The following is a 14,552-nucleotide window of genomic DNA, read 5'->3' as shown; positions in this document are numbered from 1 at the left end:
GTCCCCGGTGAGGTACATACACTCGCCAGTGAATTCACAGGACCGGCGCTACCCCGGACGGGAGTACCGCATTCAGTCCGCAACCAGGCGAAAACGACCGGATGGCTTGTATGTTTCGACAATGCCCTTCGTACACTCCGATTCTGTGAACGTCCATTTCCGCACCGATGCCGTCCACGGGCCGACGCTGCTGCTGGCCCATGGATTCCTCATGGACGAATCGATGTTCGATGCGATCCGGAAAGTCTTGGCGCACACCGATATCAATGTCGTGGCCTGGGATGCCCGGGGTCACGGCCGCACCGGATACGGCGACGACCCGCGCTTCGACTACTGGGATCTGGCCACCGACGGCCTGCGGGTTCTCGACGCGCTGGGCATCGAGCGCGCGATTGTCGGCGGCATGAGCCAGGGCGGATACACCGCATTGCGAATGGCTTTGCTGGCTCCCGAACGCGTGACCGGACTGGCGCTGCTCGATACCGAGGCCGACGCGTGCACCAGGGACGAGGAAACCTATTACGAGAACTTCTTCGACGAATGGTGCGGCGCGGGCGCATTGCGGCCGCTGGCCGAAGACCTCGCACCACGATTGATCGGCGGCACCGACCCGCAGATCTGGCAGACCTGGATCACCCGCTGGCTGGCCGGCGATCGCAGCGCCATTCGCCCGGCGGCCGACTGCCTGATCGGCCGCGATTCGGTCCATGGGCGGCTCGGGGAGATCACCGTGCCCGCGCTCGTGCTGCGCGGCGAACACGATCACAACAGCACCGCGGACAAGTGCGCGCGGTTGGCCGCCGGGCTGTCGGGGGCGGGCGAGGTACGCACGGTGGCAGGCGCGGGACACGGCTGCGCGCTGACCCATCCCGAGCAGGTCGCCGCGGCGCTGGCCGGACTGGTCACGGCCTGCACCCCGTACGCCGTCGAGCCGGTGGCGGTCGCCGGGATCTAACGGTCGGGACCGCGAACACCCAGGTAGTACTGGATGCGGCCGGGGTAGGCGACGGAGTCGAGCCGGAACAGCTGGACGTCGACGGTGTAGTTCTCGCCGGTGTGCAGATCGCACAGCCGCATGGCGGTGTGCTCGCGGCCGTAGACGGTGTCGCCATCGTCCCAGATGCGGCGGAAGTCTCGATACTGCGCCAATTCATCGAGCAATTCGGTGGCCCAGTCGCCGCCGCCCTGCTGGCCGATCAGACCGCGCAGCCAGTGCACGGTGAGCGTGGACTCCGTCTCCCATTCGACCATTACTTTGCGCGACAACGGGTTGCCGAAGAACCAGCGCAGAATATTGACGTCCTCGACCAGTCCGGGAAACGCGCGATCATAGGATTCGTTGACCGCCAGCACGTTCCAGCGGGTGTCGACGTACGCCGCGAGATCGGGTTCCTGGAGCGCCAATGTTCGGCGCATCTCGGTGCTGATCTCGGCTCGCAGATCCTCGACGGTCGGGTTGTCGACCGGGGCGAGCCCGGCAAGATCGAAAAGATGCCTGCGCTCGATATCGGTCACCGGCGCGATCCGGTCGAGGTAGCGCACGAGCGCCTCGATCACCGCGTGCGTGGGCCGGTCCCGGTCCCCACTCTCCAAATGGGTGATGTAACTGGAGCTGACTCCCGCCGCGAAGGCGAGCTTTTCCCTCGAAATCCGCCGATCGTCGCGAAGTCGCCGCAGCAACCCGCCGAGCGTCGGCGGTTTCGGCGGCCCGTCAGGCCCGTCGAACGATGGCTTCGGTATCACCCCAACCCTCCCTGTCTGCACGGGCTCATCCTGGATGACTATTCAACCTCGAGCCAACCGCCGACCGGAAAAGATGCCGTTTCTTTATATTGGCGCCCCGTCATTTGGGTAGTTACCGGCGGGCAACTGTGTGCGTGGTCACGAAATGCGGTGTGCCGAACCGAATTAAAAGGATTCTGATTCGTTCCGTTCAGCAGTGCTATAAGATTCCGCACCGCTCGACCACGACCGTCACGATCCCCACCCCGCCTCCGACCGGACGGCCCCGGTCACCGCGGATCGCCCCGGAAACACCTCCCGCCGAGCGCGGCGCCCGTAGGGCACCGGTGGATTCAGCCGCCACCGCCGACCGTCCCGAGCACCCAGTAGAGGTGGCCCGACCCGGCCATAGTTGTGTGTGGCGTCACATCAGCGCTGTTCAGCGGGCACACCGGGTGTGTAAACAAATGTAAACCGCGGGAGAACCAGTCGTTTCCGAAGCATCACCGTCCGCCTGTCGAGGCACCCCCCGATCACCGCGTTCGGCCAGCTCGCGGCCCGTTCACCCTGGTGAGCCCTCGATCGCGGGCGTCGTCGCGAACCTCCCCCGTGACCACGACATTGCGCCGACCTCACAGCTCACCGCGGCCCGAATCCGGATGTGAAAAGTTCGTTTTGCCGAAGGAGTCCGCCTCCTTACAGTTTTCCCCAACAGCCCGATTTCACAGCTCGAAGGGGGCGTCGTGGTTAATTCGCGCACGCAAGGTCCGTCGCCCGCCGATTTCGGCGACACATTGCTGAACCTCGGTAAGTATTTCCAGCGGGGCGAGGTATCGCCCGACAACCGGTCCGTCTACAAGGTCGGTGGTCGCGATGCCGACGAGTTCTACCGCGACCGCTGGTCGCACGACAAGGTGGTGCGCTCCACCCACGGCGTGAACTGCACCGGCTCGTGCTCCTGGAAGATCTACGTCAAGGACGGCGTGATCACCTGGGAGTCCCAGCAGACCGACTACCCGTCGGTGGGTTCGGACAAGCCCGAGTACGAGCCGCGCGGCTGCCCCCGTGGCGCGTCTTTCTCCTGGTACACCTACTCCCCGGCCCGCGTGCGCTACCCGTATGTGCGTGGCACGCTGCTCGACCTGTACCGCAAGGCCAAGGCCGAGCTCAAGGACCCGGTGCTGGCGTGGGAGTCCATCGTCGAGGACCCCGTCAAGGCCAAGGCCTACAAGACCGCGCGCGGTAAGGGCGGGTTCGTCCGCGCCGAATGGTGGGAAGCCGCCGAGATCGCCGCTGCCGCACATGTGTACACGATCAAGCAGTACGGCCCCGACCGCGTAGCCGGCTTCTCGCCGATCCCGGCGATGTCGATGGTCAGCCATGCCACGGGCGCGCGCTTCGTGTCGCTGATCGGCGGCTACATGCTGTCGTTCTACGACTGGTACGCCGACCTGCCGGTGGCCTCGCCGCAGGTGTTCGGTGACCAGACCGACGTGCCGGAGTCGGCCGACTGGTTCGACGCGGGCTACCTCATCATGTGGGGCTCCAACGTCCCGGTGACCCGCACCCCCGACGCGCACTACATGACCGAGGCGCGCTACCGCGGCCAGAAGGTCGTGGTGGTCTCCCCCGACTACGCCGACAACACCAAGTTCGCCGACGAATGGGTGGCCGCGCGGCCCGGTACCGATGCCGCGCTGGCGATGTCGATGGGCCACGTGGTGCTCAAGGAGTTCTTCATCGAGAAGCAGACTCCGATGTTCACCGACTACATCAAGTCCTTCACCGATCTGCCGTACCTGATCTGCCTCGACGAGGCGGCAGATCAGGACGGCGCCCTTCCCGGCAAGTTCCTCACCGCCGCCGATCTCGGGCATACCGGCGAAGGCGTCGAACACAAGCCGGTCCTGCTCGACCAGGCGGGCAACCCGGTGGTGCCCAACGGCTCGCTGGGGCACCGCTTCGGCGAGGGCGACGCGGGCAAGTGGAACCTCGACCTCGAGGGTGTCGACCCGCTGCTCACGCTGCTCGGTCATTCCGACGACGCGCCGGCCACGATCGCGCTGCCGCGTTTCGACACCGACGTCGCCGGGTCGATCATTCGTGGTGTTCCGACGAAGATCGTCGCGGGCAAGCGCGTCACCACGGTCTTCGACCTGCTGCTCGCCCAGTACGGTGTCGGCCGCGACGGTCTGCCGGGCGAGTGGGCGAAGGGTTATGACGACGCCGAGTCGCCGTACACCCCGGCCTGGCAGGAGGCCATCACCGGCGTTCCCGCCGTGCAGGCCGCTCGCATCGGACGCGAATTCGCCGACAACGCGGAACGTTCCGGCGGTCGCTCGATGATCCTGATGGGCGCGGGCACCAACCACTGGTTCCACTCCGATCAGATCTACCGTGCCTTCTTCACCCTCACGCTGCTCACCGGCTGTCAGGGTAAGAACGGTGGTGGCTGGGCCCACTACGTCGGCCAGGAGAAGTGCCGTCCCGTCACCGGTTGGGCCACACTGGCTTCGGCATCGGACTGGCAGCGCCCGCCGCGTCAGATGCAGGGCACCGTGTTCTGGTACCTCACCAACGACCAGTGGCGCTACGACCCCTTCACCTCGGACTCGTTCGCCTCGCCGCTGGGCAAGGGCAAGTTCGCCGGTCGCACCGCGGCCGACAACATCGCCCTGGCGAGTCGTCTCGGCTGGATGCCCAGCTACCCGACGTTCAACCGCAACCCCCTCGACCTCGCCGACGAGGCCGCCGAAGCGGGCAAGACCCCCGCCGAGCACGTCGTCGACGGTTTGAAATCCGGCGACCTGCGCTTCGCCTGTGAGGACCCCGACGCACCGGAGAACTTCCCGCGCGTGCTCACCGTGTGGCGCGCGAACCTGCTCGGTTCCTCTGGCAAGGGCAACGAGTACTTCCAGAAGCACCTGCTCGGCTGCGGCTCCAACCTGCAGACCACCGACGCGACCGGTGTGCGACCACATGAACTGGAATGGCGCGAGGAAGGCGCCGAGGGCAAGCTCGATCTGCTGCTCGCACTGGACTTCCGCATGACCAGCACCACGCTGTTCGCCGACATCGTGCTCCCCGCCGCCACCTGGTACGAGAAGCACGACCTGTCCTCCACCGATATGCACCCCTTCGTGCACGCCTTCTCCCCCGCCATCTCCCCGCCGTGGGAGGCCAAGACCGACTTCGAGGCGTTCCACCGGATCGCGCGTGGTTTCTCCTGGCTGGCCGAGAAGCACCTCGGCACCCGCAAGGACATTGTCGCGGTGCCGTTGCAGCACGACTCCCCCGATGCGCTCGCGCAGGCCGGCGGCAAGGTGCTGGACTGGAAAGCCGGTGAGTGCGAACCGATTCCGGGCAAGACCATGCCCAAGATCGTGGAGATCGAACGCGACTACACCAAGATCGCGGAGAAGCTGGCCGCGCTCGGGCCGCTGGTGGAGAAGCTTGGTCTGACGACCAAGGGCGTCACCACCTTCCCCGAGGAAGAAGTGGCGTACCTGGCCGGACAGAACGGCACCATCGTCTCCGGCATCGCCGCGGGCCGGCCGTCGCTGGCCAAGGACACCCACGCCGCCGAGGCCATCCTGTCGCTGTCGGGCACCACCAACGGCCGCCTGGCCGTCGAAGGGTTCGAGGCGCTCGAGCGGCGTACCGGCACCGAGCTGGTCGACCTCGCGAAAGAGGCCGAGGGCAAGCGGATCACCTTCGCCGACACCCAGGCTCGCCCGGTGCCGGTGATCACCTCGGCGGAATGGTCGGGCTCGGAATCCGGGGGACGCCGGTACTCGCCGTTCACCATCAATGTCGAGCGGCTCAAGCCGTGGCACACCCTCACCGGTCGCCAGCACTTCTACCTCGACCACGACTGGATGATCGAGCTCGGCGAGCAGCTGCCGATCTTCCGTCCGCCCCTCGACATGTCGGCGCTGTTCGCGGAGCCGAGCATCGGCAATGTGAGCGGCAACGGCCTGACGGTGCGCTACCTGACCCCGCACTCCAAGTGGTCGATCCACTCGGCGTACCAGGACAACCTGCACATGCTGACGCTCTCGCGCGGCGGTCAGACGATCTGGATGTCGGACGTCGACGCGAAGAAGATCGGTGTGGCGGACAACGATTGGATCGAGGCGATCAACCGCAACGGCGTGGTCGTGGCCCGCGCGATCGTCTCGCACCGCATGCCCGAGGGCACGGTCTTCATGTACCACGCCCAGGACCGCGCGGTCGACGTGCCGCGCATCGAAGGCGCCGAGGACACCACCAAGGAGGCCAAGGGCAAGCGCGGCGGTATCCACAACGCGCTCACCCGGGTGCTGATCAAGCCCTCGCACCTGATCGGCGGCTACGCCCAGCAGTCCTTCGCCCTGAACTACCACGGCCCCACCGGAAACCAGCGTGACGAAGTCACGACTATCCGTCGCCGCAACCAGAACGTGGAGTACTGACATGCGCGTTATGGCTCAACTCGCCATGGTCATGAACCTGGACAAGTGCATCGGCTGCCACACCTGCTCGGTCACCTGCAAGCAGGCCTGGACCAACCGTGGTGGTACCGAGTACGTCTGGTTCAACAATGTGGAAACCCGTCCGGGACAGGGTTATCCGCGCCAGTACGAGGACCAGGAGAAGTGGAAGGGTGGCTGGACGCTCAACAAGCGCGGCAAGCTGACCCTGAAGTCGGGCTCGCGGTTCAAGCGCCTGATGAACATCTTCGCCAACCCGGATCTGCCCACGGTCGCCGACTACTACGAGCCGTGGAGCTACGACTACGACAACCTGCTGTCGTCGCCGCCCATGGACACCACTCCGGTGGCGCGGCCCAAGTCGCTGATCACCGGTGAGGACACCAAGGTCACCTGGGGCGCGAACTGGGACGACGATCTGGGTTCGGGTCCGGAGCAGGTCGCCAAGGACCCCTTGCTCGGCAAGCTCGAGACCAAGGTGAAACTGGAGTTCGAAGAGACCTTCATGTTCTACCTGCCGCGCATCTGCGAGCACTGCCTCAACCCCTCGTGCGCCGCGTCGTGCCCCTCCGGCGCGATCTACAAGCGCGAGGAAGACGGCATCGTGCTCGTCGACCAGGACAAATGCCGTGGTTGGCGCCAGTGCATCACCGGCTGCCCGTACAAGAAGATCTACTTCAATCACAAGACGGGCAAGGCGGAGAAGTGCACCTTCTGCTACCCGCGCGTGGAGGTCGGCATCCCGACCGTGTGCTCGGAGACCTGCGTCGGGCGGCTGCGCTACATCGGCGTGATGCTCTACGACGCCGACGCGGTGCTCGAAGCGGCCCAGGTCACCGATCCGCAGGACCTCTACACCTCGCAGCTCGGCGTGTTCCTCAACCCGCACGACCCGCGCGTGATCGCCGAAGCCGAGAAGGCCGGGATCTCCCCGGAATGGATTCAGGCCGCCCAGGATTCGCCGGTCTACAAGCTGATCGTCGACTACCAGCTGGCGCTGCCGCTGCATCCGGAATACCGGACGATGCCGATGGTCTGGTACGTGCCGCCGCTGTCGCCGGTGGTGGACGTGCTCACCGAGACCGGGCACGACGGCGAGGACGCGCGCAACCTGTTCGGCGCCATCGACGCGCTGCGCATCCCGATCGAGTACCTGGCCGAGCTGTTCACCGCCGGTGAGATCGGCCCGGTGCGCTCGTCGCTGCAACGGCTGGCCGGGATGCGGGCGTTCATGCGGTCGGTCAACCTCGGTGAGGAACCCGAGGCCGATATCGCGCCGTCGATCGGTCTCGAGCCCGAGGAGATCGAGGCCATGTACCGGCTGCTCGCCATCGCCAAGTACGAGCACCGGTACGTGATCCCGATGGGCGCGACATCCAAGGCGCACGAACTGGATTCGCTGGCCACCGGGTGCAGTCTCGACACCGACGGCGGACCGGGCATGACCGCGTTCGACCAGGTCGTCGAGAAGTTCTCGCTCTCCGACACCAATCAGGCCGCGCCGGAGGAGAAGTCGGGCCGGATCAACCTGCTCAACTGGGACGGGCGCAGCACCAGTGGACTCGTGCCGACCACGAACGGCAACGGGGGTACCGGCAACGGCGCCGGTAACGGCAACGGCAGCAACGGCGCTGCCGTCGCCGACTCGCCCGTGAGCGGTGTCGCGCCATGAGTCTGCTCTCCATCCGCAAACGGCCCGAACCGGTGACGGCGATGCCCGAGCACGACCGCAGGGTCGTGTGGCGGCTGGCCGCGCTGCTGCTGGACTACCCGGGCGAGCAGACCTTCGCGATGCTCGACCAATTGTCCGGCGCCGCAGCGCAATTGCCCGACGAGGTGCAGGCGCACTTCGCCGCGGTGCTGGCCTATCTGCGCGACACTCCGGCGATCGAGGTGGCACAGAGCTACGTCGAGACCTTCGACATGCGCCGCCGCGCCAGCCTGCACCTGACGTTCTACGCCTTCGGCGACACCCGCAAACGCGGCATGGCACTGCTGCGGTTCAAGCACGCCTACCGCCAGGCCGGGGTGGAACTCGGCGACGAGGAACTGCCCGACCACCTGCCGGTGCTGCTGGAATTCGCCGCCACCATCGACCCGATCGGCGGCGAACGCCTGCTCGGCGAGCACGTCCCGGTCATGGAGCTGCTGCGACTGTCGCTGGGCGACAACAACTCTCCCTACAGCGGCGTCCTCGCCGCGGTGCTCACCACCTTGCCGCCGGTGACCACCGCCGACCGCAGGCGCATCGCCGAACTCGCCGCCCAGGGTCCGCCCGAGGAAGAGGTCGGCCTAGAACCCTTCGCCATGGACCCCGCCCTCTTCGAAGCAACAGAAGGCCGCCGATGAACGCAACCATCCCCCTGCCCGAAGGCCTGTGGCTGATCCTGCCCTATATCGCGGCGACGTCCTTTGTGCTGGGCCATGTCTGGCGCTACCGCTTCGACCAGTTCGGCTGGACCACCCGGTCCTCGCAGATCTATGAGTCCAAGCTGCTGCAACTGGGCAGCCCGCTGTTCCACTTCGGCATGCTCGGGGTGTTCGGCGGGCACGTGATGGGTCTGCTGATTCCCGAATCCTGGACCTCGGCGATCGGCATCTCCGAGCACGCCTACCACATCGTCGCGGTCGGCGCGGGGTCGATCGCGGGCCTGATGGTCGTGCTCGGCGTGGCCATCCTGTGCTACCGCCGCATCGCCATTCCCGCCGTGCGCAAGAACACCAGCCGCAACGACGTCATGATGTACACGCTGCTGACCTTGGCCCTGGTCACCGGGCTGCTCAACACCTGGGGTTCCAACCTGCTGTGGGGCACCTACAACTACCGCACCACGGTCTCCCCCTGGTTCCGCAGCCTGTTCTCGATCAACCCCGAACCGGGTCTGATGGTCGGCGTCCCCTGGACCTTCCAACTCCACGGCCTCGTCGTTCTCGCGCTGATCGCGGCGTGGCCCTACACCCGGCTGGTCCACATGTTCAGCGCCCCCATCGGCTACCTCACCCGCCCCTACATCGTCTACCGCCGCAAGGAAGTGGACACCAAGGACAAGACCCGCTTCGCGAAGGCTTGGGACGCCCCGGTCACACCCGACCGCTGGTAGTTCACAGTGCCCGTGTCACCGGCCCGCCCGCTCTCCACGCAGGCGGGCCGTTTGCCGTTTCGGCCCACTCAGCGGGAGATCCCCCATTGCCCGCAGGACTGTAACGTGTTTCACTTTTGCACATGAGCGATGTCCTCGCACCCGCCACTCTCGGTCCGCTCACCCTGCGTAACCGGGTGATCAAGGCCGCCACCTTCGAGGGGCGGACACCCGACGCACTCGTCACCGACGACCTGGTGGAGTTCCACCGGGAGGTCGCCGAAGGCGGGGTGGGGATGACGACGGTCGCCTACTGCGCGGTCGCGCCGGGCGGGCGAACCGACCGGCATCAGATCTGGATGCGCGACGAGGCCGTTCCCGGCCTGCGCAGGCTCACCGACGCGGTGCACGCCGAGGGCGCGGCGGTGAGCGCGCAACTGGGGCACGCCGGACCGGTCGCGAACGCCAAATCGAATCAGGCGCCCGCGCTGGCGCCGAGCCGGATGTTCAATCCGCTCGGGATGCGGTTCACGAAGGTGCCGGACGCGCTCGGGATCGCCGAGGTCGTCGCGGCGCACGCGCGGGCGGCGCGATTCGCGCGCGAGTCCGGGTTCGACGCCGTCGAGGTGCATCTCGGACACAACTATCTGGCGAGCTCGTTCCTGAGTCCGATGCTCAATCGGCGCAAGGACGATTACGGTGGGTCGCTGGTCAACCGGGCGCGGGTGGCCAGGGAACTGGTCAAGGCCGTGCGTGACGCCGTCGGCGACACGATGGCCGTGACGGCCAAGCTCACTATGGAAGACGGTGTGCGCGGCGGGTTCTCGATCGAGGAGTCGCTACAGGTGGCGACCTGGTTGCAGGACGACGGCGCGATCGACGCCCTCGAACTCACCGCGGGCAGCTCCCTGCTCAATCCGATGGCGATCTTCCGCGGTGACGCGCCGCGCAAGAACTTCGCGAAGACGCTGCCGGTGCCGACGCGGTGGGGATTCCAGCTCGTCGGCAAGGGCTTCCTGCGCGAATACCCGTACCGCCCGGCCTATCTCGCCGACAAGGCGCGCCGGTTCCGCGAGGAGCTGACGCTGCCGATCATCCTGCTCGGCGGCATCACCGACCGCCCGACCGCACAGCAGGCCATCGACGACGGTTTCGATTTCGTCGCCATGGGCCGCGCCCTCCTGCGCGAACCGGACCTGATCCGCCGCTGGCACACCGACGCGGCGACCCGGTCCCTGTGCACGCACTGCAACGAATGCGTGCCGACCATCTACTCGCGCACGGAATGCGTGCTCCGCACCTAGCCCACCTGGTCGGTCGATCGCCGACCAGGTGATCACGACGCGGGGTTACCGAGGGCTTTGCGCACCGTGTCGAACCAGGCCTGGGTGCCGACGAGGCCCTTCTCGTTGTCCTTGCGGCCACCGACGAAGCCGAACAGGTCGGCGGCGTAGCGGCTCAGGACGGTGCTCTCGTTCTCCTCGAGTTCGGCGAGAACGTCGGCGTCGCCCAGCACATAGGCGACCACAGCCACCTGACCGGCGGGCCATTCGGCGCGGTGGTCGGCCCAGCCGTCGCCGCGCACGGCGCGTGCTTTGGCGAGCAGGTCCTCGCGGAGGGCGTCGCGGTCGGCGTCGGTGGGATGACGCGGTTTACCCCAGGCGATCCGTTTCGCGTCCGACATATCGAGTCCTCTCGCTGATGTGAGGTAGTCCAGCGGCGACGACCGGGTTCGGGTCGACCGCCGCCCGGTCATCAGGTGAGGGTCGCAGATCGGGGCTGGGTCGTCGCGCACCGGGTCAGGGTGCGCGACGAGTCAGCGGCGAGTACCCGGCCGCGCGGCGAGCGCCGGGCGGCGGTCCCTACTCCGCGCGCAGGAAGGCTCCCACTCGTTCGGTGCCGAGTACGGGATCCGCTTCGCCCTCGCCGAAGACGTAGCGGCCGTTGACGAAGACCGCGGTGACGGTGTCGTCGTTGCGGTTGACCATGCGCGACAGGTTGCCGAAGACCGCGAGGGGACTCTCCGCGTAGGCGTCCAGGGTTTCGTCCAGGTGGGCGGGGTCGATGACGACCGCGTCGGCGCGATCGCCCACGCGCAGGTGGCCGGTGTCCAGGCCGTACCAGTCGGCCAGTTCGCCGGTGAGGCGGTGCACCGCGTGCTCGACCGTCATGAACGGCTTGTCGCTGGTCGCGGCGTCGTTGACGCGACGGAGCAGGCGCAGACCGAAGTTGTAGAAGGCCATATTGCGCAGGTGCGCGCCCGCGTCGGAGAAGCCGAGCTGGACCGACGGGTCGGCGGCCAGGACGTCGGCCACCTCGGGTCGGTGGTTGGAGATGGTGGTGCGCCAGCGCAGCTTGTCGCCGTGTTCGACGACGAGGTCGAGGAACGCGTCGACCGGGTGCAGACCCCCACGGTCGACACCGACCTCACCGAAGGTCTTGCCGATGACGGTCTCGTCGGGGCATTCGACGATGTCGGCGTCGAAGAAGTCGCGGTGCCACGCGCGCGGGCCGTACTTGTTGTCGTAGTCCTTGCGGAAGGTGCGGCGATACTCCTCGTCCTGCATGAGGTGACGCTGCTCGTCGATGTGGTCGGACAGGTGCAGAGCCGCCGCGCCGGAACCGAACTCCTCGAACACCGGCAGCGAGATGCCGTCGGAGTACACCTCGAACGGCACCGGCAGATGCTGCCAGCGGAAATTACCGTCGAGCCCGTTGATGATCTTGCCGACGGCCGGGAACATCTTGGACGCGCCCGGCACCGCCTTCACATCGGCCGCCGACAGCAGGCTCACCTTGAGCGCGTTGCGCCACAGACCGATGCTCGACACCGCCATCGACACCAGGCTCTTGGGGTTGGTGATGTCGGGTCCGCCCTGCAACGCGCGACCGCGCTTGCGCAGGACCGTGTTGAGCCGGTGGCGTTCCTTGCTCTTGGCGTAGGTGGACGGCAACGTCCGCGAACGGCAGGTCTCGCCGTCGAGCTTGTCGAAAAGCAGCTGCTGCGAAGACATTCCGACGAAGCCGACGTCGAGCGCGTCGGTGAGCATGCGCTCGATCTCGGCCAGCTCCGCCTCGGACGGTTTCACGTCCTTGCGGGTGGAGCGGTCCAGCCCCATCACCGCGGCCCGGATATCGGAGTGGCCGATGAAGCCGGCCAGGTTGGGCCCGAGCGGCAACTGTTCGAGCGCGTCGACGTATTCGCCTGCGGTACTCCAGGTCTGGACGTCGTTCATCGCGCCGACCACGTACTGACGCGGGATGGCCTCGACCCTGCCGAACAGGTCGCCCGCGGTCTCGCCGTCGACGTGCACGGTCGAGAGCGAACACGAGCCGAGCAGCACGGTGGTGACGCCGTGCCGCACCGACTCCGACAGCGACGGGTCGAGCAGGACTTCGACGTCGTAGTGGGTGTGGATGTCGATGATGCCGGGGATCACCCATTTGCCGGTCGCGTCGACGACGCGGGAGCAGCCGGTCTCGTCGAGCGGGGTCTCCGAGATCTCGGCGATCTTGCCGTCGGTGATGCCGAGGTGACGAACCGCGGACGGGGCGCCGGTGCCGTCGAACCAACGGGCACCCTTGATGATGCTGTCGAACATGGTGTGACCCCTCTTAGATCGCGAGCTCGCGCCTGGTGACTTTACCGGTCGCGTTGCGCGGCAGCGCGTCCGAAGTGATCCGCCACCGGGCGGGCACCTTGAAATAGGCGAGGCGATCGGCGACGAAGGCGCTCAGTTCCGCCGGGTCCACCGCCCCGGGTTCGGCGACGACGATCGCCGCCACTTCCTGGCCGAGATCGGGGTGGGCGACGCCGAAGACCGCGCAGTCGCTGACGGCCGGATGTTCGACGAGCACGTTCTCGATCTCGGTGGGATACACGTTCTCGCCGCCGCGCAGGATCAGGTCGGTGCGCCTGCCCGACACGGTGAGTCTGCCGTTGTCCATCGTGCCGAAATCACCGGAGCGCAACCAGCGTTGGTCGTCGATCGAGGCCGCTGTCGCCGCGTCGTCGTTCCAGTAGCCGAGCATGACGTAGGGACTGCGGATGCAGATCTCGCCCTCCGCACCCTCGCCGAGCGCGTTGCCCTCGGCGTCGCGGATCTCCACTGCCACCCCGATGATCGGCCTGCCGACCGAGGCGTCGTCCGCGGCCAGGTCCAGCGGGGTGGCGACCGTCGCCGCGGTGCCGCTCTCGGTGAGGCCGTAGCTGGTGGTCAGCGAGAACTGCAGGGCCGGGATCTTCTCGCGCAGGCTGGCGAGCAGCGCGGGCGAGGACGGCGCGGAGTTCAGCGAGAGCGCGCTCAGCGAGGACAGATCGTGCTGGGCCACATCGTGTTCCAGCAGGCGCGACGCCATGGTCGGCACCGCGGCCCAGTTGGTGACCTTCTCGCGCTCGACCAGGCTCAGGACGCGGCCGACCTCGAACGCCCCGTGGGGGAACACCGCCGCCGCACCGGTCAGCAGGCGCGGGATGACGAGGTTGTGCAGGCTGGCGATGTGGAACAGCGGCGCGGTGACCAGGTAGCGGCGATCGCTGGGAGCATCCCCGGGCTCCTGACCCATGAACGCGGCCATCATGGCGTCGGTGAAACGGTGGTAGTCACTGATCGCCACCATGTTTCGCTGCGAATGAACAACACCCTTCGGCCTGCCGCTGGTCCCGCTGGTGTAGAGGATCACGGCCGGATCGTCTTCGTCGACCGGTGTCCTGGGGATCTCGCCGCCGCCGAACTCGGCGATCAGGGCGGGCAGATCCTCGTCCATGGTCAGGACGGGCAGGTCGGTGCCGGTCTCGGCCAGCAGCGCAGCCCTTTTCGCGTCGGCGATGACGACGGTCGGAGTGGTGTGGCCGAGCCCGTAGGCGATCTCCGGCGGCGCCCACCAGGCGTTGTAGCCGACCGGGATCGCGCCGAGACACTGCGCGGCCCAGAACGCGATCACCCAGTCCGGGCCGTTGGCGGCCAGGATGCCCACGCGATCGCCCTTGCCGACGCCGTACCTGGCGGCCAGGGCGGTGGCCAGCGCGCCCGCGGCCGCGGCGTGCTCGGTGAAGGAGATCCGGCGGTCCTCGGTGACGAGGTAGTCGCGCTCGCCCCACTTGCGCGAGTGCTCCAATAGTTCGCGCAGGTTGGCACGGCGATGGGCGAGGACCGGAATCGGCACGCCGAGAACGGGTTCGACGGTCATCTCGAACGGCGCGCCCGGCGCGGTCAGGCCCGCAGCCACCTTGGCCACGAATTCCTGTGGGTCTACAGCGTTGGTCATGTTCTTCTCC

10 protein-coding genes are annotated in these 14,552 nt (G+C 67.2%); 6 read left to right on the top strand and 4 right to left on the bottom strand.

Translation table 11 applies throughout. From position 1 onward, the window contains the following. Positions 1-145: 145 nt before the first annotated feature. A complete protein-coding gene (locus ACWFRF_RS16230) occupies positions 146-955 on the top strand; it encodes an alpha/beta fold hydrolase (protein WP_379318056.1) in 810 nt (269 codons plus the stop codon). Here the strand turns inward: ACWFRF_RS16230 and ACWFRF_RS16225 are convergent. Further along, on the bottom strand, positions 952-1,743 hold the full coding sequence (locus ACWFRF_RS16225) for a helix-turn-helix transcriptional regulator (protein ID WP_378991307.1): 792 nt from the start codon (positions 1,741-1,743) through the stop codon (positions 952-954). The two genes, ACWFRF_RS16230 and ACWFRF_RS16225, sit on opposite strands and share 4 nt — an antisense overlap. Positions 1,744-2,465: 722 nt before the next feature. Between ACWFRF_RS16225 and ACWFRF_RS16220 the strand changes: the two genes are divergently transcribed. The 5 genes from ACWFRF_RS16220 (at position 2,466) to ACWFRF_RS16200 (ending at position 10,578) form a co-directional block, all read left to right on the top strand. Further along, complete coding sequence (locus ACWFRF_RS16220) at positions 2,466-6,176, top strand: nitrate reductase subunit alpha (RefSeq protein WP_452450670.1); 3,711 nt, start codon at positions 2,466-2,468, stop codon at positions 6,174-6,176. A gap of 10 nt (positions 6,177-6,186) precedes the next feature. Further along, positions 6,187-7,866 carry a nitrate reductase subunit beta gene (gene narH, locus ACWFRF_RS16215; RefSeq protein ID WP_379314994.1) on the top strand — a complete coding sequence of 560 codons (1,680 nt, stop codon included), beginning with the start codon at positions 6,187-6,189 and terminating at the stop codon, positions 7,864-7,866. Further along, a complete protein-coding gene (gene narJ, locus ACWFRF_RS16210) occupies positions 7,863-8,543 on the top strand; it encodes a nitrate reductase molybdenum cofactor assembly chaperone (RefSeq protein WP_452450668.1) in 681 nt (226 codons plus the stop codon). The genes narH and narJ overlap by 4 nt, the downstream gene beginning before the upstream one ends. Further along, entirely contained in the window at positions 8,540-9,295 is a 756-nt protein-coding gene (gene narI, locus ACWFRF_RS16205; protein ID WP_378991304.1) for a respiratory nitrate reductase subunit gamma, read from the top strand. Before narJ ends, narI begins: the two co-directional genes overlap by 4 nt. Before the next feature lie 122 nt (positions 9,296-9,417). After that, entirely contained in the window at positions 9,418-10,578 is a 1,161-nt protein-coding gene (locus ACWFRF_RS16200) for an NADH:flavin oxidoreductase (RefSeq protein WP_452450666.1), read from the top strand. 32 nt (positions 10,579-10,610) lie between these two features. Here ACWFRF_RS16200 and ACWFRF_RS16195 read toward each other — a convergent pair whose 3' ends face one another. The 3 genes from ACWFRF_RS16195 to ACWFRF_RS16185 form a co-directional block, all read right to left on the bottom strand. Continuing rightward, complete coding sequence (locus tag ACWFRF_RS16195) at positions 10,611-10,958, bottom strand: hypothetical protein (protein WP_452450664.1); 348 nt, start codon at positions 10,956-10,958, stop codon at positions 10,611-10,613. 178 nt (positions 10,959-11,136) lie between these two features. Next, on the bottom strand, positions 11,137-12,876 hold the full coding sequence (locus ACWFRF_RS16190) for an N-acyl-D-amino-acid deacylase family protein (protein WP_452450662.1): 1,740 nt from the start codon (positions 12,874-12,876) through the stop codon (positions 11,137-11,139). A gap of 13 nt (positions 12,877-12,889) precedes the next feature. Beyond that, entirely contained in the window at positions 12,890-14,542 is a 1,653-nt protein-coding gene (locus ACWFRF_RS16185; RefSeq protein WP_452450660.1) for a class I adenylate-forming enzyme family protein, read from the bottom strand. Between the last annotated feature and the right edge of the window lie 10 nt (positions 14,543-14,552).

The sequence above is a fragment of the Nocardia sp. NPDC055165 genome (assembly GCF_053606985.1).
The sequence above is the reverse complement of the archived record's forward strand: the minus strand, read 5'-3'. Positions and strand labels throughout refer to the sequence as shown.

Coding starts and splice junctions, on each gene's coding strand:
- ACWFRF_RS16195 (WP_452450664.1), bottom strand. CDS start 10,958: ATGTCGGACGCGAAACGGATCGCCTGGGGTAAACCGCGTCATCCCACC.
- narH (WP_379314994.1), top strand. CDS start 6,187: ATGGCTCAACTCGCCATGGTCATGAACCTGGACAAGTGCATCGGCTGC.
- ACWFRF_RS16200 (WP_452450666.1), top strand. CDS start 9,418: ATGAGCGATGTCCTCGCACCCGCCACTCTCGGTCCGCTCACCCTGCGT.
- ACWFRF_RS16185 (WP_452450660.1), bottom strand. CDS start 14,542: ATGACCAACGCTGTAGACCCACAGGAATTCGTGGCCAAGGTGGCTGCG.
- narJ (WP_452450668.1), top strand. CDS start 7,863: ATGAGTCTGCTCTCCATCCGCAAACGGCCCGAACCGGTGACGGCGATG.
- ACWFRF_RS16190 (WP_452450662.1), bottom strand. CDS start 12,876: ATGTTCGACAGCATCATCAAGGGTGCCCGTTGGTTCGACGGCACCGGC.
- narI (WP_378991304.1), top strand. CDS start 8,540: ATGAACGCAACCATCCCCCTGCCCGAAGGCCTGTGGCTGATCCTGCCC.